Below are 22,148 nucleotides of genomic sequence, written 5' to 3' on the forward strand. Positions count from 1 at the left end.
GGTCGATAGAGGTCTGGAGTACGACTCTCACGAAGCCATAGCTCGCATAAAACGGGTGCAAGGACGGTTGAACGGCGGCAGGAGAACTCTCCTGGAACGCACGAGAATCCGGTAACGGAGGCGGAACGAAGATCGAAGCGGAGAGAGCGTGTGAGCCGTGTGCTGTCTGATTCGACTGGCGACGAATATACCCGGGGTTCGATTCTCTGGACGCGGTGAGTCGTGTCCCGAAAGCGGTTCGAGGTGCGACTGACCCATAGTTTTAACAGGCTGGTTCACCCAGCAGCGGGTGCCAATGGTAGACAGAGACACCGTCGAGTTGACGGACCAGCAGCGGCTGGTACGAGATTCGATACGCGACATCTGCTCAGATTTCGAAGCAGACTACTGGCGTAAGAGAGACAGAAACGGCGAATACCCGCACGAGTTCGTCGACGAACTCGCAGCACACGGCTGGTTCGGTGCCTTGCTTCCCGAAGAATACGGGGGCGCAGGTATGGACACTGAGGAGGTTGCAGTGATGATGGAAGAAATCGCAGCCTCCGGTGGAGGGTTCAGCGCTGCACAGGCAGTTCACGGGGCGATCTATAACTCAGTTCCGCTCGTCAAATATGGGAGCGAGGAGATGAAAGAAGCGCTCCTCCCGAAAGTCGCTCGTGGTGAAGCCTCGATCCAAGCCTTCGGCCTGACGGAGCCTAACGCTGGATCCGACTCCACATCGATAGAGACGCGCGCAGTCCGTGACGACGACCACTACGTCATCAACGGACAGAAGATCTGGATCTCTCGCGTGGACGCAAGCGACTATCTCGTCCTAATGGCACGCACGACCCCGAGAGAAGACGTCGAGAAACGAACCCGCGGGCTGTCGATGTTCCTCATCGACCTCCGGGATGCCTACGATCAGGGTGGCTTGGAGATCGAGCAGATCGACAAGACGGCGAGTAATATCGTGCACTCGTACGAGCTCTTCTTCGAAGACCTCCGCGTTCCTGCGGAGAACGTTATCGGCGAAGAAGGGCAGGGGTTCTACCAGATGCTCGACGGGCTCAATGAAGAGCGCCTAGCGATCGCTGCGGAATGCATCGGTCTTGCAGAAGCCGCGATTGAAGCCGGCGTCGAGTATGCAAACGAGCGGACCGTGTTCGACGAGCAGATCGGGTCGAACCAGGCAATTCAGCATCCACTGGCAGAAGCGCACGCGCAGACACAAGCGGCGAAGGGCATGGTTTACAGCGCGGCGAGTGCCGCTAACGACTCGGCGAACGCAAAAGACGTAGGAGCACGTGCGAACATGTCGAAGTTCCTCGCAGCTAAAGCCGCCTTCGAAGCCGCCGACGCAGCCGTGCAAACCCACGGTGGGTTCGGGATCGCACGTGAGTACGACGTCGAACGGTACTTCCGCGAAGCACGTCTCACGCGTCTCGTCCCCATCACGCAGCAGCTCGCACTGAACTATATCGGCGAGAACGTGCTGGGTCTCCCGAGGTCGTATTGATGCCGGACGACGTCAAAGCGGGATGGCATGGCCGATACTACGAGGACTTCGCTGTCGGTGATGTCTACAAACACCCGTTCGGACGGACGGTGACTGAGACTGATGACGTCTGGTTCACGAACGTCACGATGAACGCAAACCCGATGCATTTCAACGAGGCGTACGCAGCCGAGACGGAGTTCGGCGAGCGCCTCGTCAATGGGACGTTTGTTATCGCACTCGCCGTCGGAATGAGCGTCGTCGACGTCTCGATGAACGCAACGGCGAACCTCGGCTACGACGACATCCGGCACCACGGACCCGTCTTCCACGGAGATACGATCTTCTCAGAGTCAGAAGTCCTCGAGAAGCGGGAATCAGACAGCCGGGAGCACGTTGGCCTCGTCACCACAGAGCTGCGCGCGTACAACCAAGACGGTGATCTCGTACTGTCCCTCGAGCGCACGCCGATGGTCCTGAAGAAGAGTCACGCCGACCCGACCGCGGAACAACCGCCCGGTTGGCCAGCCGGTATCGGGGCGCAGCCGGAGAATGAACAATGACTGCGGAGCGGATCCAAGACGGAATTCCGATTCACGCTGCAACCGACGTCGTTCGTGAGATCAGCGCGGACGACACGCTGCTTATCAGTGGCTTTGGGAGCGTCGGGTATCCCAAAGCAGTCCCTCTCGCACTTGCCGACGACGAGGCGGACTACTCGCTGACGGTCGTCAGCGGAGGGAGCGTCGGAGCGGAAATAGACGTCAGCCTGGTCGAAGCTGATGCCGTTGACCGCCGATTCCCGTACCAAGCGCGACCGCCGATCCGAGAATCGATCAACGATGGGGCGGTCGCGTTCCACGACCGGAACATTAGCACACTTGGCGACGAGGTCCGGTACGGTGGTCTCCCAGACGGCGGTGTAGCAGTCGTCGAAGCACTGGCTGCGGGTTCAGATTGGTTCATCCCCACGACCAGCATCGGACAAACACCGGCATTCGTCAGATCTGCCGATAAGCTGATCATCGAGGTTAATCAGTCCGTACCGGAGGAAGTCCGCCGGTTCCACGACATCTATCGGTTAGGGACGCCGCCGAACCGTGGTCCAGTGCCACTCACAGACCCCGGTGGTCGGATCGGGAAGAACTCGGTTTCCTTCGACCCGGAGAAGCTGATCGGGGTCGTTCAGACTGACCGACGTGACCAACCCTATGCGTTCCGAGACCCCACGGAGGCCGACCGATCGATCGCCGCACATCTTCGATCATTTCTGGAGCGTGAAGTCGAGCGATCACCGCTTTTCGAGGAGTCCGTCCGAATTCAATTCGGCGTGGGAAGCCTCGGAAATGCCCTTATGGGTGCTCTCGGCGACGCCGATTTCGATGACCGAGAGCTCATCTACTTCGGCGAAGTCATTCAGGATGGCCTCCTCGACCTCCTGGACGACGGAAAGCTCGCGAGCGCAAGCGCGACCTCGCTCGCATTATCGAGCGAGGGTCACGAACGGCTGTTCGAAGACGTCGACCGGTATGCCGAGGACATCGTTCTTCGACCTGCTGATCTTTCGAATAGTCCGGCGCTCATCGATCGGTTCGGGGTCATTGCTGTTAACAGCGCCTTGGAGGTCGACCTCTTCGGCCACGTCAACTCGACCCATCTGAACGGTACGCGTGTGATGAATGGAGTCGGTGGCAGTGGTGACTTCAACCGCCACTCGCCACTGGCCGTCCTTGCCTTGCCTTCCGTTGCCGCAGACGGCGACATATCGCGGATCACTCCGATGGTCCCCCATGTCGATCACACAGAACACGATATCGATGTGGTGGTGACTGAGCAGGGCGTCGCCGATCTCCGCGGCAATGAGCCGAGAGAGACGGCGAGAGACCTCATCGAAAGTTGCGCTCACCCGGACTACCGAGAACCCCTCGAAGACTACCTCGCCAGAGGCATCGAATCGAACGGACACATCCCCCACGACCTGGACACAGCCCTTAGCTGGCACGCAAACCGATAATGACCGACTTACTCACCTCGAAGACTTGCATCGTTACCGGCGCTGGCCACGGTATCGGCCGCGCTACAGCAATCGAACTCGGTTCGCTCGGCGCGAACGTCGTCGTCAATGACCTCGGCTCTGACGTGCACGGCGAAGGCACGAGCCAAGAGCCGGCGGAAGAAACAGTCGCTGCAGTCGAAGATGCCGGTGGAACAGCGATCGCGCACTTCGGAGACGTAACCGACCTGGACTACACAGAGCGACTCATCGCAGACACTGTCGATGAGTTCGGCCGAGTCGACGGCGTCGCGAACTTCGCGGGAATACTCCGTGACGCGTTGGCTGAGAATATGACCGGTGACGAGTGGGACGCAGTGATCAATGTGCACCTCCGTGGGCACTTCTCGCTACTACGGAACGCAGCTGCTCATTGGGCCGATTCCGCTCCGGACGGTGGCTTTGAGACGTCACGGTCGTTCGTCGCGCTAACGAGCCGGTCCGCGCTTGGGAACGTCGGCCAGGTGAATTACTCGACCGCAAAGGCGGGCATCCTCGGGATGATTAGAACGACGTCGACGGAGCTCGATCGATATAACGTTCGGGTGAATGCGGTTATGCCGACCGCGTACACCCGAATGATCGAGGATATCCCAGAGGAGAAACAGCCCTTCACTCGGGAAGACATGCCGCCTGAACGCGTTGCGTCGATGATCGGGTATCTGTTGAGTGACGCGGCCGATGGAATCACCGGCAGCACGCTTCGAGTTGCTGGTGAGCAGGTCGGTGTCGTGTCTCACCCGGAACTCGTTCGGTCTGGATACCGGGATGGCGGCTGGTCCGCTGAAGACCTGGCCGACGGGTTCACCGACGACGTCGCAGAAGGCGTCGACCTCGATAATTCAGGGGGTGCGTTCTGATGAGTGAACCGGTCTATATCGCGGGTGCGTTTGAACACCCCACGAGGGAAGCTCCCGAGAAGTCGACGATGCAGATCCATGCAGAGGTGGCTGCCGGTGCCCTCGACGATGCGGGCGTTTCGAAAGACGCAGTCGACGCGTACTTCACCGCTGGTGTTCCCGAGATGGAGCACGCGCTCACTCCACTCATGGCCACAGATTATCTCGGCTTAGATGTTGACTACGCCGATACAACGGACTACGGCGGCTCTTCGTACGTGTCTCACGTCGGCCATGCCGCAAGCGCGATCCGGGACGGCAAGTGCGATGTCGCCCTGATCACGCTTGCCGGTCGCCCTCGGTCACGCGGGCAGGCGACTGGATCTGGCACGCGCGAGCTTCGAACTGTGCAGGACAGTTTCGAGCGGATCTATGGCGCGACCAACGTGACGATGTACGGGATGGCTGCACGTCGGCACATGCATGAACACGGGACGACGTCGGAGCAGCTGGCGGAGATTCGCGCTGCGGCATCACATCACGCCCAATACAACGAGAATGCGATGTACCAAGACCCGGTGTCGGTAGAAGAGGTTGTGGACTCACCGGTGGTCGCGGACCCGCTCCACCTCTTGGATTGCTGCGTCATCTCTGACGGCGGTGGTGCACTTCTCGTAGTCAGTGAGGACGTCCGCGCCGAGCTGAGTCGTGACTGTGTGGAAGTGCTCGGGCACGGAGAATCGCCGAAACATCACGATGCGGGCCGAATAGACATCACGGCCACGGGAGCCGTTGAGTCGGGGAAGCAGGCTTTTGCGGAAGCCGGTCTCGGTCCGGAGCACGTCGAGTATGCGTCGATCTATGACTCATTCACGATCACCGTTCTTGAAGCGATTGAGGATCTCGGGTTCTGTGCGAAAGGAGAGGGCGGAAAGTTCGTAGAGGGCGGAACACTCCGCGCGGACGGTGATCTCCCCTTTAACACGGATGGTGGTGGCCTGTGTTCAAACCATCCCGGGAACCGCGGCGGGATGACGAAGGTAATCGAAGCGGTACGTCAACTCCGGGGGGAGGCGAATCCGGAAGTCCAAACTGACGCTGACGTCGCGCTCGCTCACGGAACGGGAGGGAGCATCGCGACTCGACATGGCGCTGCAACGCTTCTCCTGGGAACGGAGGGGTCAGCATGACGGACGAAGAGACGTGGGGGCCTCGCCCACTGCCAGATGTGTCACCAGAGACGGAACGATACTGGGCGGCTGCCAGTGAGGGGACGTTACTCCTGTCGTACTGCTCTGCGTGCGACCTCTACATCTATCACCCACGTGCACGGTGTCCAGACTGTTTCGAGGAGACGGAATGGGCGGAGTCGAGCGGCGATGGAACGGTCTACTCGTTCTCCGTTGCAGAGCGTATGGAGGGGTGGCCTGAGGAGGACCTGCCGCTCGTGGTCGCGTACGTGGAGTTAGACGAGGGGCCGCGAGTGATGACGAATATTGTCGGCTGCGATCCTGACGAGATTGCCATCGATGATTCCGTCTCCGCTGTATTTCGCCAAACCGAGGAGGACGACGTCGCCGTGCCGGTTTTCCAGCCGAGCTAAGCCGGAACCCGAACTCTTTTGCCGCATGACAGTGTGTCTCACGATGCATGCTCCGCTGGCCAGACGCAACTATCTACGACGGGATTGCAGACGTCGCAAGCACCAAACCAGACGCCGATGCCCTCCGGTTTAAGGGGGAATCAACGTCATACTCCGAACTCGTCGAGGAAAGCAAAGCACTCGCCCATGGCCTCGCTGACTTAGGCGTCGGCGGCGACGATAAGATCGCAGTCTGGTTGAGCAACCGTCCGGAATGGATCAAAGCACAGCTGGCCGCCTCCTACCTCGGCGCAGCAGTCGTCGCAGTGAACACGCGATACCGAACCCACGAGCTGGAGTATATGATGTCGGACTCCTCGTGCACTGTGTTGCTCACAGAGGAGTCCTTCCTCGGAAATCAATATCTCGAGATGGTCGCGGAAGTCGTACCAGAGATCGAATCTCAGTCACCCTCGGACTTTGCCCCGAAGTCGATGCCGGCTCTGGAACACGTGATCGCTCTCGAAAAACACGAGGACTATCCCGCCGTTCGTGGGTATGATGCCGTCGAAGCTTCGGGGAGGGGAAGAGGCGATGTCGACCCTGCCACCGACGCTGACGCGACTGCCTGCGTCTTCTATACAAGCGGGACGACAAGTGACCCGAAAGGGGTTCTCCAGTCGAATCAATCGATGCTGAATCACTCCTACCAGGTGGGAGTGCATTTCTCCGTCGGTGAGGGAGACGTCGCACTCGGTATCCTTCCGTTCTGTGGCGTCTGGGGGTATAATATGTTCTTGAGCGCGCTCACGCATGGGATTCCTCAAGTGGTGCAGACTCATTTCGATGCTGAGCGGACGATAGCGAACGTCGAGGGTCACGATGTGACCTACATGTCTGGCTTAGCAACGATGTATCAGCGTCTTCTCGAAGCAGACGGATTCAGTGAAGAGCGGGTTGAATCGCTCGAGAAAGGGTCGATCGGCTTCGTCAGTATCGGTTATGATGAGGACCTCTTCGAAGAAATCGAGTCAAAAACGGGCGTCCCCGTCTGTCAACCCTACGGGCTCTCAGAAGCGAATAGCCAGGTTTTCGTCGGTGATCCTGAGGACCCTCCTTCAGTCAGGAAGCGTGTCGGTGGCCCGATGATCTTTCCTGAAGAGGAGGAAGCGCGTATTGTGGACCCAGAAACCGGTGAAGAACTGGAAGAAGGGAACGCCGGAGAGCTCTGTCTCCGTGGATGCAACGTCATGAACGGATATCTGGGGAAGCCCGAGAAAACGGAAGAGGTCATCGACGAAGAAGGGTGGTTCCATACGGGCGACCTTGCACTCCGTGACCCGGAGACGGGTTCTCTGTTCTACCAGTCTCGGATGGACGATGCACTCCGTATCCGGGGGTTCCTAGTCGCACCGCGGGACATTGAAACCGTCCTTAACGACCACCCAGGAGTTGAGCTGTCACAGGTAGTGGGGGTTTCGCATCCACGGCACGGGCAGGTCGCCATAGCGTTCGTTAAGAGGTCGAATGGGTCACTGACCGCGTCTGCTCTCTACGAGTACCTTGACGACCACGTTGCGGATTACAAGGAACCGGAGGATATCGAGTTTATCGACGAATTCCCGCGTTCTTCGGGTCCACATGGGGAGAAGATCCAGAAAACCGATCTCCGGGACCGCGTTTCGGGTCGGTATTCTGATTGACGTGTGAGAACACACCCCACCGATAGATTTAACAAATAATGATGTGTGTTTCAGTCCGGAGCCTCGAATATGGACAGCACACGACGCAGCCTCCTGAAACGGAGTGGTATTGCAGCGGCAGCGATAAGTACAACTGGCCTGGCAGGGTGCAGTAGCTTCGGTGGCGGCGGTGGGGGGACAATCAAACTCGGAGCGATCAATCCACTCTCGGGATCAGCAGCATTCTACGGAGAACTCGCAACAAAAGCACAAACTGCCTGGAAAGAGCAAGTCAACGAGAACGGAGGTATCGAAGTCGACGGTTCAACACGACAAGTCGAACTCGTCGAATACGACGACGAATCGAAGAACAGTGCTGCGCGATCAGCCGCGAAACGCCTCGCGACAGTCGACGATGTGTCGATGATCCTCTCGTCCTGGCGTAGTACGGGAGCAATCGCTGTCGCTCCAATTGCAAATCAGAACGAGGTCCCGACGTTCACTCACGGGTTCACTCCACAAGTCAACGACCCGGGAACCTACATGATGCGATTGACCGTGAGCACGGTTATGGATGCATATCCTGCGCTCCAGCAGGTAGAGAAGAGCGACGAAATCCAGAACATCGGCGTTATCGCAGAAACGGGAGACTGGGGTGATGACACGCTCGCGTTAATGGACTGGTGGTTCAACGAATCAGGTCACGAGGGGGACTACAAGAACCTCGGTCGATTCTCCTTCAGCCAACAAGATTTCTCGTCATACCTCACCAAGGCGAAACAGGCCTACAACAATGGGGAAATCGATGCTCTCTACGTCCAGACGTGGGCATCTGCGATGCAGCGGTTCCTCGCACAGCAGCACCGTGAAGGCCTCCACGAGATGATGCCGATCCTGACCGGACTCGGTGGTGCAGACTTCAACAGCGTCGACGACGTCGGAGAAGCAATGGAGAACGTGTACGCACTCGGGGTGTATACCCGACTCTCGTACGCGGACAACGACGCAATCGCAGAAACGATCTCTGACGAAGCGCTCACACAGTTCGACCAATACAAGCAACTCGACGCCCCAATGCATCCCGTCGCGTTCAACGTATATGCGGACGCTCAAATCTCGCAACGGGGTATTGAGGAGGCCGGCAGTACCGAGGGAGCAGAAATCCGGAACGCGCTCGTCGGCACCGAATTCACGACCCTTATCGGTGATGCGACAATCAACGATCGGGGACAGCCCGCGATTCCGGGTGCACTAATCAAGTTCGGCACAGATGGTGATACACCGGTCGTCGATGAAGTCCCGTGGAGCGGACAGCTGCCGCCGATAACCAGTATCCCGCCCGAAACCGATCTATGATCACGCGACCACCTTCACACACTCTACACAGAGACCAATGGTACTGTTAGAGACACTCGTCAACGGCCTGATTCAAGGCAGTATCTACGCGTTGTTCGCCGCCAGTTTCACCATCATCTTCGGTGTGATGGACATCCCAAACATGGCTCACGCTGCCCTGTTCGCCGGTGGAGCATACGTGTTCTACCAGGCAACGATTCTGACCGGCCTCCCCTGGCCGGTCGGAATCGTGGTCGCGGTCATCGCGATCGGGCTACTCGGCGCGATCCTCGAACGCGGGATATTCGCTCGGTTATACGACCGTACAGAATCGGAATACGTGTTCGCGATTATCCTTGCCACGCTCGGCCTTGCACGTATCTTCGAACGTGCATTCGCGCAAGTATGGGGCCACGAGCCCAAAGAAGTCCCACTCGCCGGCCTTCAATCGGGAAGCCTACACGCCGCAGGCGTGACCGTGACGTCGCTTGAGCTACTGGTGTTCATCTTCTCGATCGCCAGCTTCGCGTTCCTCTACTGGGTCATCAACCACACCGAGACCGGCCTCGGGCTTCAGGCAATCGTTCAAGACCGCGATCTCGCCCGCCTAAAAGGCGTGAACGTCGGCCGTACCTTCTTAATCGCGTTCGTGCTCGGAAGTTCCATGGCGGGAGTTGCAGGCGTCCTCAACGCCGCGATGTTCTCCCTCACGCCCGACATGGGCTCATCACTGCTCATCAAGGCGTTCATCGTGGTCATCCTCGGAGGAATCGGACGCGTCGTCGGTGCAGCAGTCGCCGGCTACGCACTCGGCATCTACGAGGCCTTCGCGATCCTCTACCTCTCATCGTACTACATCTACGCGACAGAGTTCGCAGTCCTCATCCTCTTCTTCCTGCTCAAGGCAGTCGTCTTGAGTGAAGGTGAGGACGACCTCGGAGCTGCTATCGCTGACCGCGTTCGCGGCCTTACGGAGGTTACCCGATGAGCGCCGATACAGAATCAGGATTCGCGAACCGTAATCTAGCCGTCGACATGCCAGGTGTGGAGTGGCGTGCAGTCGCGAAGTCTGTGGGCATTACGCTCCTCCTCGGACTGCTCGCAGCCCCACTCGTCGCGGGATCGAGCTATATCGGGTACGTGGCGCTAACCGTGGTGATATTCGCCGTGATGGCCTCCGGGTATAACCTCATGCTCGGTTGGCCGAACTTGCTCGTGTTCTGTCCTGCAGCACTGGCGATCATTGGCGGAGTGACTTCCGCGCTCCTCGTCAACGTCTTCGGGGTTCCATACCTCGTCGCAATGGTCTCCGGCGGAGTCGTTGCGGCGGTTATCGGAGGGTTCATCGCCTTTTCCGCGATCGCGATTGGCTCATCATTCGAGATAATCATCGCAACGCTCGCCTTCGAGGAGATCGTCTACTACGTCTTCACAAACTGGCATGCCGTCGGGCCGACTGGGATTAGTAACGTCCCTGCGCCAACAGCGGGGCCACTCACATTCCAAACTCAACTGGAACAGTACCTGTTCCTCTTAGTGATGTTAACGATCTCGATCGGTATCGTAGCGGTATTCGACCGGTCGCTGACGGGAACGCTAACTGTTGCAACCAGTGAGAACGAAGACCTACTACGGTCGATCGGATACAACCCGAAAAAGTACAAATTCATCGCCGTCGTCGTCGGTGCCCTTCTCTTGGGTATCGGTGGATCGCTGTACGCGCACGTGAACGGGCTCATCACGCCTGGTGGGTTCACGCTCGACCAGACCGTCTTCCTACTCGTTATCGCCGTCGTTGGTGGCATTCGAACGGTTCACGGCCCAATCGTCGGTGCAATCGTCCTCGTCGGCCTCCCAGAGGTCGTCCGAATGTTCGGCTTATCGAACATGAAGCCCTACATTATCGGTGGAATGCTCGTCGTCGTCGTGCTCTTCTTCCCACGCGGTATCCTGGGAGGTCTCTACGACGCAATCGATAACAGAGGTGATCTCTCGTGGCAATTCTGGAAGTAACCGAACTCAACCGTAGTTTCGGTGGCATCGTCGCGCTTGACGGCGTTACGTTCACGCTCGAGCGTGGGACTACGAACGCGATAATCGGTCCGAACGGTGCTGGGAAGACAACACTGTTCAACTGCATCACCGGGTATCATATCCCGGATGGTGGAACGGTCGAGTTTGACGGAGAAGACATCACGACCGTCCCGGACTATAAGACGGCGCGGCAGGGGGTCCGTCGTACGTTCCAGGAGGTTGATGTCTTCGACGAGCTTACTGTTGCAGAGAACATCAGTCTTGCATCGTTCGAGTCGGACCCAGAAGAGCTAATGGAGCTACTGGACCTCATCGAAATCCACGATAAAGAGGGGAGTGAACTCACCCTCTTCGAACGAAAGCGCGTGTCGCTCGCACTCGCAAGTGAGGGAGACCTCCTCTTACTTGACGAGGTGTTCTCCGGACTAAACCCGACGGAGAAGCCCGAGATGATCGACTATATCGATGCGCTCGCAGAGCGAAAGACCATCATGCTCATCGAACACGACATCGAGACAGCGTTCAACCTCGCGGATACAGTTACCGTCCTCGCGCAAGGTCAGGTGATGCATACCGGAACGCCCGAAGAGATGCTCGAGGACGAGCAAGTCCGCGAAGAATACATCGGAGAGATGGCGATATGACGGACTTACTCACCGTCGACGACGTTCATGTCTCGTACGGCGATATGGAAGTCATTCGCGACGCCAACCTCAGCGTCCCGGAGGGAGAAGTCGTCTCCATCGTCGGTGCGAACGGAGCCGGAAAAACGACGCTCCTCGATACGGTTTCCGGCGTCAAAGACATCGATAGTGGAGACATCGAGTTCGAAGGCGAATCTGTCGTGGGTTACGAGCCGTACGAGCGGATTGACAAAGGGCTCGCGTACGTCCCAGAACGACACCGTGTATTTCCGGAGATGACCGTTGCGGAGAACCTCCGGACAGCGATGATACCCGCGTCGGACGTCGACGAGAGCGCGCAGTTAGACCGCGTCTTTGACCTCTTCCCGATACTCAGCGAGCGTCAATCGCAAGTCGCGAGCACGATGAGCGGGGGTCAACAACAGATGCTCGCGATCGCCCAGGGGCTGGTCATCGACCCGGACCTCATAATGTTCGACGAGCCAACGCTCGGACTGGCACCGAAGATCGTCGAGGACATTCGAGACACCATCAGCGAGATCAGTGAATCCGGCGTCACTGTGCTCGTCGCCGACGAGCAAATCGAATTTGCAAAACACGTCTCTGACCGGATGTACCTCATGCGGAAGAACACGCTCAACTACCTCGGTGAGCGCGGAGAGTTCGAGGATGCGTATCAAGAGACCGTGGATAACGTCTTTGCATGACCTCCGAACACTATACGGTAACGCGGGCGAACGACCGGCTATCGATCACGCTGGATAGACCATCGGTTTCCAACGCGTTTCCGGAAGCATCTGTCGTCTCACTCACCGAAACGATACGCGACATCGAACAGGGGGACGCGACTACCGTCGTAATCGATGCGCGCGGGGATCAGTTCTCCGTCGGGGCCGACATCCACGACCTGAATCCCGACACACCAGACGACGCTCGGTCCCTCTCAGACACGTACGCTGACCTCGTTGCGTCGATCCGTGAGTGCCCGTTACCGGTCATCGTCTCGGTTCAGGGTCGTGCGTTCGGGTTCGGATTCCTCCTCGCACTCGGCGGGGACTTCGTGGTCGCCGACTCACGAGCGACGTTCGCCGTGCCCGAAGCGCGACTTGGAATCCCGATCTCCGGATACGCGATCGAGCTACTCCCCCAGCTGATCGGAGAACGACGAGCGCGCGATTGGCTCTTCACCGGGCGAGATATTCCCGCAACAGAAGCACATAACGCAGGTTTCGTTACTCGGCTCGCGGACAAGGCGGACCTCACCGAGGTAACAGCGAAACTCGTGACGGCAGTAGAACGATCAAGCAGCGATACGCTCGCGATTCTCAAAGACCGTCTCAGTGACCCCGCGATTGGAGCGGAAACACAGTCACTCCGCACAGCCGCCGCTGACGCCATGGAGTATGCCTTCACCGACGGCGACGCTCGTGAAAGGCTCGAAGAACTCAGACAATGACCTCAATACTCGACACCCAAGACTGGCCGCAAGAACTCGCTAACGCAGCATCATCAGACGAATTCCGACGGTCCGCGACTGAGTTCGACGGCTCTCTTGCCCTCGAAGTCGGCAGCGACACCGCTTGGTTCAAGATTTACCGAGGTCACGTCATCGACACCGAGCCGTACGTCCCGTCGTTTGGCGCGACGTTCCGCGTGATTGGGGACGACAAAGCCTGGAGGCGCGTCGCTAGCGGCGATCAATCGCTATCGGGAGCGATCCACACAGGCTCCCTCAAAACTGCCGGGAACAAGCTCGAAGCAAACCGAATGCGGGAAATGCTCGAACTGCTCATCCGGACGCTACAAGACCTCGACGAGGCCATTGATGACTGAGCTAACTGGCCATTACACGACCGTCAGCGGAACCCGGACGTACTATGAATCAGTCGGTGATGCAAGTGACCCCACCCTCATTGCGATCCATACCGCGGGAGCAGATGGGAGACAATGGCGGCACGTCGCTCCCCTCCTGAAAGAGGAGGGATACCGGGTCATCGTTCCGGACCTTCCGGGTCATGGAAAATCGTACCCTGTAGATTGGGAGCCTCATGATTCGATCCATCGACACGCTGAATTCGTATTCGATTTTATGTCGAAGCTCGCCCTCGATAACCCTGCAGTCACTGGGTGTTCTATCGGAGGCGATATCGTTCTGGACCTTGCCGTAAACCACCCCGAAAGCTTCCGTGCCGCCCTCGCGTTCGAGGGAGCAGGGCGAACACGTGGCGCGCAGCTCGGTCGCCTCTCACACCCCCACGCACTACCGGGCTGGCAAAGCGTTCTCGAGTACTCCGTTACTGATTCGACTGCGGACTCCGTTCCCGAGGAGGCACGCCGCGAGCTCGTGTGGCAACACCGCAGCGCACACGAAGTCGGCACAAATGACCTGCAGGGTTGGGCAGATCACGACGTAACCGACCGACTGAGCGAGGCGACTCTGCCAGTGTTGCTCGTGAGGGGAAGCGAGGACTTCTATATCCAAGACGACGTCTTCCAGGAGACGATAGACGGCCTTCCGGATTGTACGCCTGTGACGATGGACGAGACGGGACATTACCCGATGATGGAACACCCGTCTCGGACTACGACGCTCATCCGCGATTTCCTCACTGATTAACGCCCCGGAACCGTCCCCGTTCACCTCTCTAGCCGGTGCCCTCCGTCGAGAACGCGGTAGTTCTGTCCTCCGATACCGTCGTCCTCCCGTCGAGTTGTCGTAGTCCCTCTCTCGGCCGTCGGAGTCACTAAGCCGTCCGCGCCACTCGTAGCGCTTGACCGACTGCCTCCCTGTGAGCTATTCGACCGGTCGATCGGTACCTTGAGAAGATCGAACACCGTGGTGTTCCCGTGTAGTCGACTCGCCGATTCAATCGGCTCTGTTCAACCGCTTTACGGGACGTATATAGTCAGCAGATCGTGGGGTAGGGCTCGAATGACGTCTCGGTTGCTCCGATCTGTCGAGGGAGTATCGCAGATCGCACGACGCACGAGGTCCGCTACTGCTCGAAGCCCTCGAGACACCACTACACGCTCCGTCAGTACGTTGTCCTCCGGTGCCTCAAAGTTCGGAACAGGCCCAACCTACCGAACGCTTCTCGACGAACTCATCGATATGTCTCGTGTTCGAGACACGATCAGTCTCACCGAACTTCTCCTCCGTCCATCCTGTATAATCTGTTCGACACACATTATATGTCCGTACGGTGAGTGGTCTTCCGCTCGCTCTGTTTCACTGCTAGCCGATGCGGAGTGGAGCGTGATCTCTCGGTCTACACGTGACAACGACGCGAAAACGCGGCCGTCAGACCGCCTCGTCCTCGGTAAAGCGCTATGTTCATCTTCATACACTTGTCTCGGTGACAAAGGGTACGACGACCGTTCCGGTCAGTTCGCGAGCCTCCTCACCGTCCTCTGACCGCGTAGCTGGCTATCCGACTGGGACAGTCGCAGAGCCCGTTCGGTCTGTGCTAGGGGGGTTTCACTCGAACGCTGGGCTTAACTGGTGGAGAGTCGAACCGAGAGGTAATCAATGTCGAACGGTCCACTCGACGCCGGTCAACGCCCCTCCAACGGACCGTCGGTGGAGACGAACGCGGCGTCCCCGTCGTTCACGCGGGAGGACGCCGCGATATACGTCGACGGGCTCGCGAAGACGTTCGGCGGCGGCGAGGACGCCGTGACCGCCGTCGACGACGTCTCCTTCACCGTCGCGCCCGGCGAGGTCGTGGGGTTGCTCGGCCCGAACGGCGCGGGGAAGACCACGACGATCAAGTCGATTCTCGGCCTCGTGCTCCCCGACGCGGGCGAGGTCCGCGTCCACGGCATCGACGTGCACGCGAATCCGCGAGCGGCCTACGAGCACGTCGACGCCATGCTGGAGGGTGCACGAAACGACTACTGGCGGCTGACGGTCCGGGAGAACCTCCGGTACTTCGCCGCGATTCGCGGCCAGAACCCCGACGCCGTCGCCGACCGCCACGAGGAGGTACTCGACCACCTCGACCTCACGGATAAAGCGGACACGGCGGTCCGCGACCTCTCGCGCGGGATGAAGCAGAAGGTGTCGCTCGCGAGCGTGCTCGCCGGCGACGTCTCCGTCGCCTTCCTCGACGAACCCACGCTCGGCCTCGACGTCGAGAGCTCGCTGAAACTCCGGAGCGAACTCCGCCGCCTCGCCGAGGAACGCGGCCTGACGCTCGTCCTCTCGAGTCACGACATGGACGTCATCGAGGACGTCTGCGACCGCGTCGTCATCATGAACGACGGCCGAGTGATCGTCGACGACACCGTCGAAGACCTGCTCGCGGGCTTCGAGACGAGAGGCTACCGCATCACCGCTCGCGGCGTCGACGACCCGACGCTCGCCGACCTGCAAGACCACTTCGAGCTGTCCGACGTCCAGCGTAGCGGTGATCGAGTGCGTTTCGAGGTCGCTGCGAACACGGAGACGTTCTACCGGCTGACCGACGCGATGGAAACCCACGGTCTCGACATCGCGAGCGTCGAGACGGTCCAGCCGGACCTCGCGGAGGTGTTCGTCGAGATGACGAGCGGGGATTCGGCAGGCGGTAACGGCGGTGGCGGACGATGACGGACGCCGAGGAGCGAGCGTCCGAAGTGCGGGAGGAGCGCAGTGAGACCGACGGGTCGGCGCACGCCCGGACGCCCGAGCGAACCGGCGGCTACTCCCACCTCCTGAAGGCCGTCATCTACCGCGACCTCCTCATCTGGGTTCGGTATCCGCTGAACGCGGCGCTCGGGCTCTTCATGGGCGTCTTCTTCTTCGCGCTGATGTTCTACGGCGGGACGCTCGTCGCCGGGCAGGCCTTCTCGGACTCCATCGAGGGGTTGATCGTCGGCTACTTCCTGTGGACGCTCTCGCTGGGCGCGTATTCGGGAATCATGAACGACATCCAGTCGGAGGCGAGCTGGGGGACGCTGGAGCGGCACTTCATGACGCCGTTCGGCTTCGGGCCGGTGGTGCTCGCGAAATCCATCGCCATCGTCTTCCGGACGTTCGTGACCTCCGCGGTGGTCCTCGCCGTCATGTTGCTCGTCACCGGGACGGCCCTCGACCTCAACCTCGTGACGGTGCTCCCGGTCGCGACCCTCACCCTCGCCGGCGCGCTCGGCCTCGGCCTCGTGATGGGCGGATTGAGCGTCCTCTACAAGCGCATCTCGAACGTCGCCAACCTCCTCCAGTTCGCGTTCATCGGCCTCATCTCCGCGCCCGTCTTCGACCTCCCGTGGACGCGGATTCTCCCGCTGGTCCAGGGGAGCGCGATGCTCCAGCGCGCGATGGTCGACGGCACCCGCCTCTGGGAGTTCGACCCACTCGCCCTCGCGGTTCTCGTCGGTACGTCCGGCGGCTACCTCGCGCTCGGGTACGTCGCGTTCAGTCTCACAGCGCGGCGCGCGCGCCGACTCGGCGTCCTCGGCGACTACTGAGCCGAGCACCCGAGAGGAACGCTTTCAACGACTGGAGCACCTACAAAGACGGCGAGGACCTGATGCGCGGCCACCTGTACGACCGACTCACCGAGACGAAGGAGTACCGCGCGGGCGACCACGTCCACGGCCGGTCCTCGCTTCGGGGAGAACTCCGAACCGAGTCAACGAGCGGGTGCCCCCCGTGATTTTACAGCCCTACCGTTCTGCAACACAGGCCGCGATATCGGGCAGTGATCTCATTTCGAGGACGTTGTAGAGCGCCCCACATCAGCGGCGACTCGCTCAAACTCGGGAAGCGGGTCGTGGTCGTCGGCCGTCCCGTCGTTGTCGTGGAGATGCACGACGCGGATTCGGTCACCGAACCTGTCGACAAAGCGTTCGTACGGGATGCCACTCGCCTTCGCGTGGCCGATGTCGAGTGAGGCGTCGAAGCGCGGGGACTCTCTCGCTGACCTGAGATAGCCATCACACGGTAGTGGCCCATCGAGCGGGGATTTTTCGAGACCTGAACCGGCTGGCCAGCGCGTTTTCTTTTTCCCGTCGCCGGGCGGTCACCTGCCCGTGAGGAGGCAACTGATCTCGGGAGGGCGACGAATCGGCACTCGGCGGCGGGGCTCGCACGTGATGCTTACCCGTCGACGGGCGTGAATCGTGAGCCGCCTGTGTCGACGGGCGTGAATCGTGAGCCGCCTGTGTCGACGGGGGAGAAAATCGCTCCGTTCGCGTGCGTCTCCGTCGCGACCGGTTCGTTCGTCGTCGAGTTCACGACGTCTGCGCCGTCCGCTCCGCTGCCGGTCCGCCACTCCCCGCCCGCGAAGTGTTCGACGTAGCTTTGGAGTTCCCGCCTCAGTAGTCACCGTAGTTCAGCATGACGGCCTTCGTCTGCGTCATCGCCTCAAGGTGCCACTTGCTGCCGTAGCGGCCGCCGGCACCGGAGTCCTTGTAGCCGCCGAAGGGGAGGAGGCGCTCCCAGTAGTTGTCCGTCTCGTTCACGAACACGCCGCCCGCTTCGATTCGGTTCGCGGCGTCGTGGGCGTGCTCGAGGTCCTGCGTGAAGACCGCGGCCTGCAGCCCGTAGCGCGAGTCGTTCGCGATACGGACCGCGTCGTCGTAGTCGTCGGCGGCGATAACGGGGGTTACCGGCGCGAACGTCTCTTCGCGCGCGATCGCCGTGTCGGGGTCGACGTCTGCGAGGACTGCGGGTTCGTAGAAGAGGCCGTCGGTGTCGCCGCCGACGAGGAGGTCCGCGCCGTCCGCGATGGCTTCGCTCACTTGTTCGACGGCTTTCGCCTGAATGCGCTCGGAGATCATCGGGCCGACGTCGGTGTCGTCGTCGAACGGGTCGCCGAGTGTGATCGCCTTCGTGCGCTCCACGACGGCGTCGACGAGGGCGTCGTGAACACCAGGGGTCGTGATGACGCGCTCGGTCCCACAGCACACCTGACCGGCGTTGAACGTCGAACCACCGACGATTGCCTCGGCCGCGGCGTCCACGTCGGCGTCGTCGAGGACGAGAATCGGGTCCTTCCCGCCCATCTCGAGGAGGCACTGGGCGTTCCGCTCGGCGGCGACCTTCCCGATCTCCCGGCCGACCTCAGTGCTCCCCGTGAACGCGATGAGGCGGACGTCCTCGTTTTCGACGAGGCTCGCACCGGTCTCTCCCTGGCCGGTGACGAGATTGAACGCGCCGTCGGGGAGAGAGGACTGCGCGAACGCCTTCGTGATGTGGTAGGCGGTGAGCGGCGTTTCCTCCGCGGGCTTGAAGACCACGGGATTACCAGCCGCGATGGCGGCGTAGATGGATCCACCGGGGACTTCGAGCGGGAAGTTCCACGGGCTGATGACGGCGGCGACCCCGTAGGGCTCGCGCGTCGTGTACGCGAAGCGGTCCCGGTGCTCGGACGGGACGACGTCGCCGAACAGCCGGATCCCGTCATGCGCGTAGTCCTCACTGGACGCGATGACGTACTCGGTCTCGTCGTAGGACTCGTGGAGTGGTTTCCCCTCCTCGCGAGAGATACACTCGGCGATCTCGTCCTCGTTGGCCTCGAAGTACTCCGTCACTTCTTCGAGGATTGCCGCGCGCTCGAAGGGCGTCATCTCCTTCAGCTCTTGACGCGCGTCACGCGCGGCTCGGACGGCGCGAGCGACGTCTGTTGCGTCGCCATCCGGAACGGTGTCGAGGACGCTGCCGTCGATCGGCGAGACGACATCGATGCCGTCGTCGGTGTGCGCGTCGACCCACTCCCCGTCGATGTAGAGTGTTCTCATGGGTGACTCACTCTCCCAAAGCCCGGACGTGGCCAAAAAGTTTTCGCGAAAAACCCAGACTGGCCGACGATAACTCAGTCAGAGAGCGGGGTCGTCGAGAGCCAAATGGACCGACTTGTCCTGCGTGTACTCCTCGAGCGCGTCTTTCCCGCACTCTCGTCCGATACCGGAGTTTTTGAACCCACCGAACGGCGTCCCCGGCACCGTCCCGAAGTACTGGTTCACCCAGATGCTCCCCGCCTGGATGTCCGCAGCCGCACGGTGTGCGCGGGACGCGTTCTCCGTGAACACGCCCGCGGTTAACCCGTACTCCGTCCCGTTCGCGATTTCGACGGCTTCCTCGTAGCTCTCGAACGTCATTACGAACTGCACCGGTCCGAAGACCTCCTCGTTCGCGATCCGCATGTCCGGCGTGACGTCCCCGAAGACGGTCGGCTCGAAGTAGTAGCCAGCCGAGAGGTCGCCCTCGGGACGCTCACCGCCCGCGAGCACCGTCGCCCCCTCCTCTCTCCCGAGCTCGACGTACTCCTCGACTTTCTCCAGGTGTTCGCGGTAGCAGAGCGGCCCCTGGTTCGCGTCCTGGAGCGGGTCGCCGACCGAACGGTCTGCGACGGCGTCGAGGTAGTGGTCGAGGAACTCCGTCTCGATATCCTCGTGAATGAGGAGTCGCGTTCCCGAATCGCAGGACTGACCGTTGTTGTAGAGGCCGGCGACGGCCGCCGTCTCCGCGGCCTCCTCGACGTCGGCGTCCGGGAACACGACAAAGGGGTTCTTCCCGCCGAGTTCGAGCGTCACCGGCGTCACGTCGTCGGCCGCCGACCGCATGACCTCCCGGCCAACCGGTACCGAGCCAGTGAAGGAGAGTTTGTTCAGCCCGTCGTGGCTGCTCACGGCCGCGCCGGCCTCGTCACCATAGCCGTTCACGACGTTGAACACGCCGTCCGGCAGGATGCCCTTCGAGAGCTGGGCCGCGCGGACGATGGCGAGGGGAGCCTGCTCCGGCGGCTTCGTCACCGACGTGTTCCCCGCCGCGAGCGCCGCGCCGACCTTCCAACCGAGGAGGAGAATTGGATAGTTCCAGGGGAGAATCTGCCCTGTCGCCCCGTACGGCTCCTCCCGGACGTACGCGAAGGAGTCGTCACCGACGTCGGGGACGCGGCCCTCCTGTGCGGCCGCGACCGACGCGTAGTACTCGATGAACGCGATGCCCGTCTCCGCGTCAGCTCGCGCCGCGTACAGCGGCTTCCCGACTTCGAGCGTCCCGAGAAGCGCGAGCTCGTCGAGGTTGTCACGGAGCGCGGCCGCCCACTCGCGGAGCGCGTCTCCGCGCTCCATCGCCGTCAGGTCGCCCCACTCGCCGTCGAAGGCGTTCCGGGCGGCTGACACCCCCCGGTCGACGTCCGCCTCGTCGCCACGCGCGACGTCCGCGAGCGCGACACCCACAGCCGGGTCTTCGGGGCTGAACGTCTCACCGGACGCCGCGTCAACCGTTTCGCCGTCGATGTAGTTCCCGAAGTCGACGCCGTCCGTCGCCTCCGCGATCGCTGCTTCGTGGTTCTCCTGTAGCGTGCCATCGTAGTCAGTCATGAGTGGTTGTCGTCAGTGTCGTAGTCGCGTCCCGATACTTACCGCGTGAGGACGACCGCGTTCTCCGGCCGCCACCCGACCTCAACGGATTCTCCCACCGAGAGATACTCCCCCTGGTCGGTGATCTGGAGGTCGACCGTGAGGTCTTGACCGTTCGCCAGGCGCACCTCGAACTTCCCGAGGTTCCCCTTGTAAATCTCGTCGACGACCTCCGCCTCGAAGCGGTTCGGAAGCCCCTCCGCCTCCTCGCCGAGGCGTATCTTCTCCGGGCGAATCGCGAACGCGACGCGGCCCTCGGCGTCCGCTTCTTCCGGGACTCGGTACGTGACGCCGTTCGACTCAAGGACTGCGCCGTCGTCGACCGTTGCGTAGTCGCCGTGCACGAGGTTCGTTTCGCCGATGAAGTCGGCGACGAACTCGGACGCCGGCTGCTCGTATATCTCAGTCGCTGTCCCAAGCTGTTCGAGGTGTCCGTCGTTCATCACCGCGATTTCGTCGCTCATCGTGAGCGCCTCCTCTTGGTCGTGCGTGACGTAGACGAAGGTGATGCCGAGCTCCTCCTGGAGGTTCTTCAGCTCGACCTGCATGTTCTTCCGGAGCTTGAGGTCGAGTGCCCCCAGCGGCTCGTCCAACAGCAACACCGTCGGCTCCGTCACGAGCGCGCGAGCGAGCGCGACTCGCTGCTGTTGCCCGCCAGAGAGCTGGTCGATATCGCGGTCTTCCATCCCGGGCAGTTCGACGAGTTCGAGCGTGCGCGACACGCGCTCTCGGATCTCCTCGGAGTTGTCGCGCCGGAGCAGCCGATCGAGTGCACCCTTATTCGGCTCCTCCCCCGGAAGCCCCTGCATCTGCAGGCCGAACGCGACGTTCTCCCCGACCGTCATGTGGGGGAAGAGTGCGTACGACTGGAACACCATCGACGTGTCCCGCTCGAACGCCTGTCGGTCGTTCACCTGTTCACCGTCGATGTGGACGGCCCCCTCAGAAGGCTCCTCGAAGCCCGCGATCATCCGGAGCGTCGTCGTTTTCCCGCAGCCCGACGGGCCGAGGAGCGTCAGGAACTTCCCGGACTCGATCTCGAAGTCCACGTCGTCAACGGCGAGGACGTCGCCGAACCGCTTTGTCACACCGTCCATCCGGACGTCGTACTCGGTCATCAGTCGCTCTCACCCCCGATAGTACGTCGGTCAATC

The 22,148-nt window shown here is 60.9% G+C and carries 20 protein-coding genes and 1 pseudogene; 17 read left to right on the forward strand and 4 right to left on the reverse strand.

The genetic code is table 11. The annotated features are described in order from the left end of the window. Window positions 1–295 precede the first annotated feature (295 nt). From IEY26_RS12350 to IEY26_RS12430, 17 genes are all read left to right on the forward strand, one after another. Window positions 296–1,498 (forward strand): acyl-CoA dehydrogenase family protein, encoded by a 1,203-nt coding sequence (locus IEY26_RS12350; protein ID WP_188979367.1) that lies wholly within the window; start codon window positions 296–298, stop codon window positions 1,496–1,498. Next, window positions 1,498–2,040, forward strand: coding sequence for a MaoC family dehydratase (locus tag IEY26_RS12355; RefSeq protein ID WP_188979370.1), 543 nt, complete (start codon window positions 1,498–1,500; stop codon window positions 2,038–2,040). The genes IEY26_RS12350 and IEY26_RS12355 overlap by 1 nt, the downstream gene beginning before the upstream one ends. Beyond that, window positions 2,037–3,491, forward strand: a complete 1,455-nt coding sequence (locus IEY26_RS12360) for an acetyl-CoA hydrolase/transferase C-terminal domain-containing protein (RefSeq protein WP_188979372.1) — start codon at window positions 2,037–2,039, stop codon at window positions 3,489–3,491. The genes IEY26_RS12355 and IEY26_RS12360 overlap by 4 nt, the downstream gene beginning before the upstream one ends. After that, on the forward strand, window positions 3,491–4,390 hold the full coding sequence (locus IEY26_RS12365) for an SDR family oxidoreductase (protein ID WP_188979374.1): 900 nt from the start codon (window positions 3,491–3,493) through the stop codon (window positions 4,388–4,390). Before IEY26_RS12360 ends, IEY26_RS12365 begins: the two co-directional genes overlap by 1 nt. Continuing rightward, window positions 4,390–5,559: a thiolase domain-containing protein gene (locus IEY26_RS12370; RefSeq protein WP_188979376.1), complete on the forward strand. Its 1,170-nt coding sequence runs from the start codon at window positions 4,390–4,392 to the stop codon at window positions 5,557–5,559. The genes IEY26_RS12365 and IEY26_RS12370 overlap by 1 nt, the downstream gene beginning before the upstream one ends. Next, window positions 5,556–5,972, forward strand: coding sequence for a Zn-ribbon domain-containing OB-fold protein (locus tag IEY26_RS12375; protein WP_188979378.1), 417 nt, complete (start codon window positions 5,556–5,558; stop codon window positions 5,970–5,972). The genes IEY26_RS12370 and IEY26_RS12375 overlap by 4 nt, the downstream gene beginning before the upstream one ends. 47 nt (window positions 5,973–6,019) lie before the next feature. After that, window positions 6,020–7,654, forward strand: a complete 1,635-nt coding sequence (locus tag IEY26_RS12380; RefSeq protein WP_188979380.1) for a class I adenylate-forming enzyme family protein — start codon at window positions 6,020–6,022, stop codon at window positions 7,652–7,654. A 69-nt stretch (window positions 7,655–7,723) separates the two neighbouring features. Further along, a complete protein-coding gene (locus IEY26_RS12385) occupies window positions 7,724–8,989 on the forward strand; it encodes an ABC transporter substrate-binding protein (protein WP_188979382.1) in 1,266 nt (421 codons plus the stop codon). A gap of 37 nt (window positions 8,990–9,026) precedes the next feature. After that, complete coding sequence (locus IEY26_RS12390; protein WP_188979384.1) at window positions 9,027–9,956, forward strand: branched-chain amino acid ABC transporter permease; 930 nt, start codon at window positions 9,027–9,029, stop codon at window positions 9,954–9,956. Then, window positions 9,953–10,981, forward strand: a complete 1,029-nt coding sequence (locus IEY26_RS12395; protein WP_188979386.1) for a branched-chain amino acid ABC transporter permease — start codon at window positions 9,953–9,955, stop codon at window positions 10,979–10,981. The genes IEY26_RS12390 and IEY26_RS12395 overlap by 4 nt, the downstream gene beginning before the upstream one ends. After that, window positions 10,963–11,646, forward strand: coding sequence for an ABC transporter ATP-binding protein (locus tag IEY26_RS12400; RefSeq protein ID WP_188979392.1), 684 nt, complete (start codon window positions 10,963–10,965; stop codon window positions 11,644–11,646). Before IEY26_RS12395 ends, IEY26_RS12400 begins: the two co-directional genes overlap by 19 nt. After that, the gene (locus tag IEY26_RS12405) at window positions 11,643–12,353 is read left to right on the forward strand and encodes an ABC transporter ATP-binding protein (RefSeq protein WP_188979394.1); all 711 of its coding nucleotides are present in this window, start codon (window positions 11,643–11,645) and stop codon (window positions 12,351–12,353) included. Before IEY26_RS12400 ends, IEY26_RS12405 begins: the two co-directional genes overlap by 4 nt. After that, entirely contained in the window at window positions 12,350–13,102 is a 753-nt protein-coding gene (locus IEY26_RS12410; RefSeq protein ID WP_188979396.1) for an enoyl-CoA hydratase/isomerase family protein, read from the forward strand. The genes IEY26_RS12405 and IEY26_RS12410 overlap by 4 nt, the downstream gene beginning before the upstream one ends. Continuing rightward, window positions 13,099–13,479: a hypothetical protein gene (locus tag IEY26_RS12415; protein ID WP_188979398.1), complete on the forward strand. Its 381-nt coding sequence runs from the start codon at window positions 13,099–13,101 to the stop codon at window positions 13,477–13,479. The genes IEY26_RS12410 and IEY26_RS12415 overlap by 4 nt, the downstream gene beginning before the upstream one ends. Beyond that, the gene (locus tag IEY26_RS12420) at window positions 13,472–14,263 is read left to right on the forward strand and encodes an alpha/beta fold hydrolase (protein WP_188979400.1); all 792 of its coding nucleotides are present in this window, start codon (window positions 13,472–13,474) and stop codon (window positions 14,261–14,263) included. The genes IEY26_RS12415 and IEY26_RS12420 overlap by 8 nt, the downstream gene beginning before the upstream one ends. 912 nt (window positions 14,264–15,175) lie before the next feature. After that, entirely contained in the window at window positions 15,176–16,237 is a 1,062-nt protein-coding gene (locus tag IEY26_RS12425; RefSeq protein ID WP_188979402.1) for an ABC transporter ATP-binding protein, read from the forward strand. Beyond that, on the forward strand, window positions 16,234–17,094 hold the full coding sequence (locus IEY26_RS12430; RefSeq protein WP_229774096.1) for an ABC transporter permease: 861 nt from the start codon (window positions 16,234–16,236) through the stop codon (window positions 17,092–17,094). Before IEY26_RS12425 ends, IEY26_RS12430 begins: the two co-directional genes overlap by 4 nt. Window positions 17,095–17,292: 198 nt before the next feature. Here the strand turns inward: IEY26_RS12430 and IEY26_RS17795 are convergent. From IEY26_RS17795 to IEY26_RS12450, 4 genes and pseudogenes are all read right to left on the reverse strand, one after another. Further along, window positions 17,293–17,519 (reverse strand): annotated as a pseudogene (locus IEY26_RS17795) (sugar phosphate isomerase/epimerase family protein); the annotation flags it as partial. Between the two features lie 424 nt (window positions 17,520–17,943). Continuing rightward, on the reverse strand, window positions 17,944–19,368 hold the full coding sequence (locus IEY26_RS12440; protein ID WP_188979404.1) for an aldehyde dehydrogenase family protein: 1,425 nt from the start codon (window positions 19,366–19,368) through the stop codon (window positions 17,944–17,946). Between the two features lie 78 nt (window positions 19,369–19,446). Continuing rightward, the gene (locus IEY26_RS12445) at window positions 19,447–20,955 is read right to left on the reverse strand and encodes an aldehyde dehydrogenase family protein (RefSeq protein ID WP_188979406.1); all 1,509 of its coding nucleotides are present in this window, start codon (window positions 20,953–20,955) and stop codon (window positions 19,447–19,449) included. A gap of 38 nt (window positions 20,956–20,993) precedes the next feature. Then, entirely contained in the window at window positions 20,994–22,112 is a 1,119-nt protein-coding gene (locus IEY26_RS12450) for an ABC transporter ATP-binding protein (protein ID WP_188979408.1), read from the reverse strand. Window positions 22,113–22,148 lie beyond the last annotated feature (36 nt).

It is taken from the genome of Halocalculus aciditolerans (genome assembly GCF_014647475.1).
Taxonomy (GTDB): domain Archaea; phylum Halobacteriota; class Halobacteria; order Halobacteriales; family Halobacteriaceae; genus Halocalculus; species Halocalculus aciditolerans.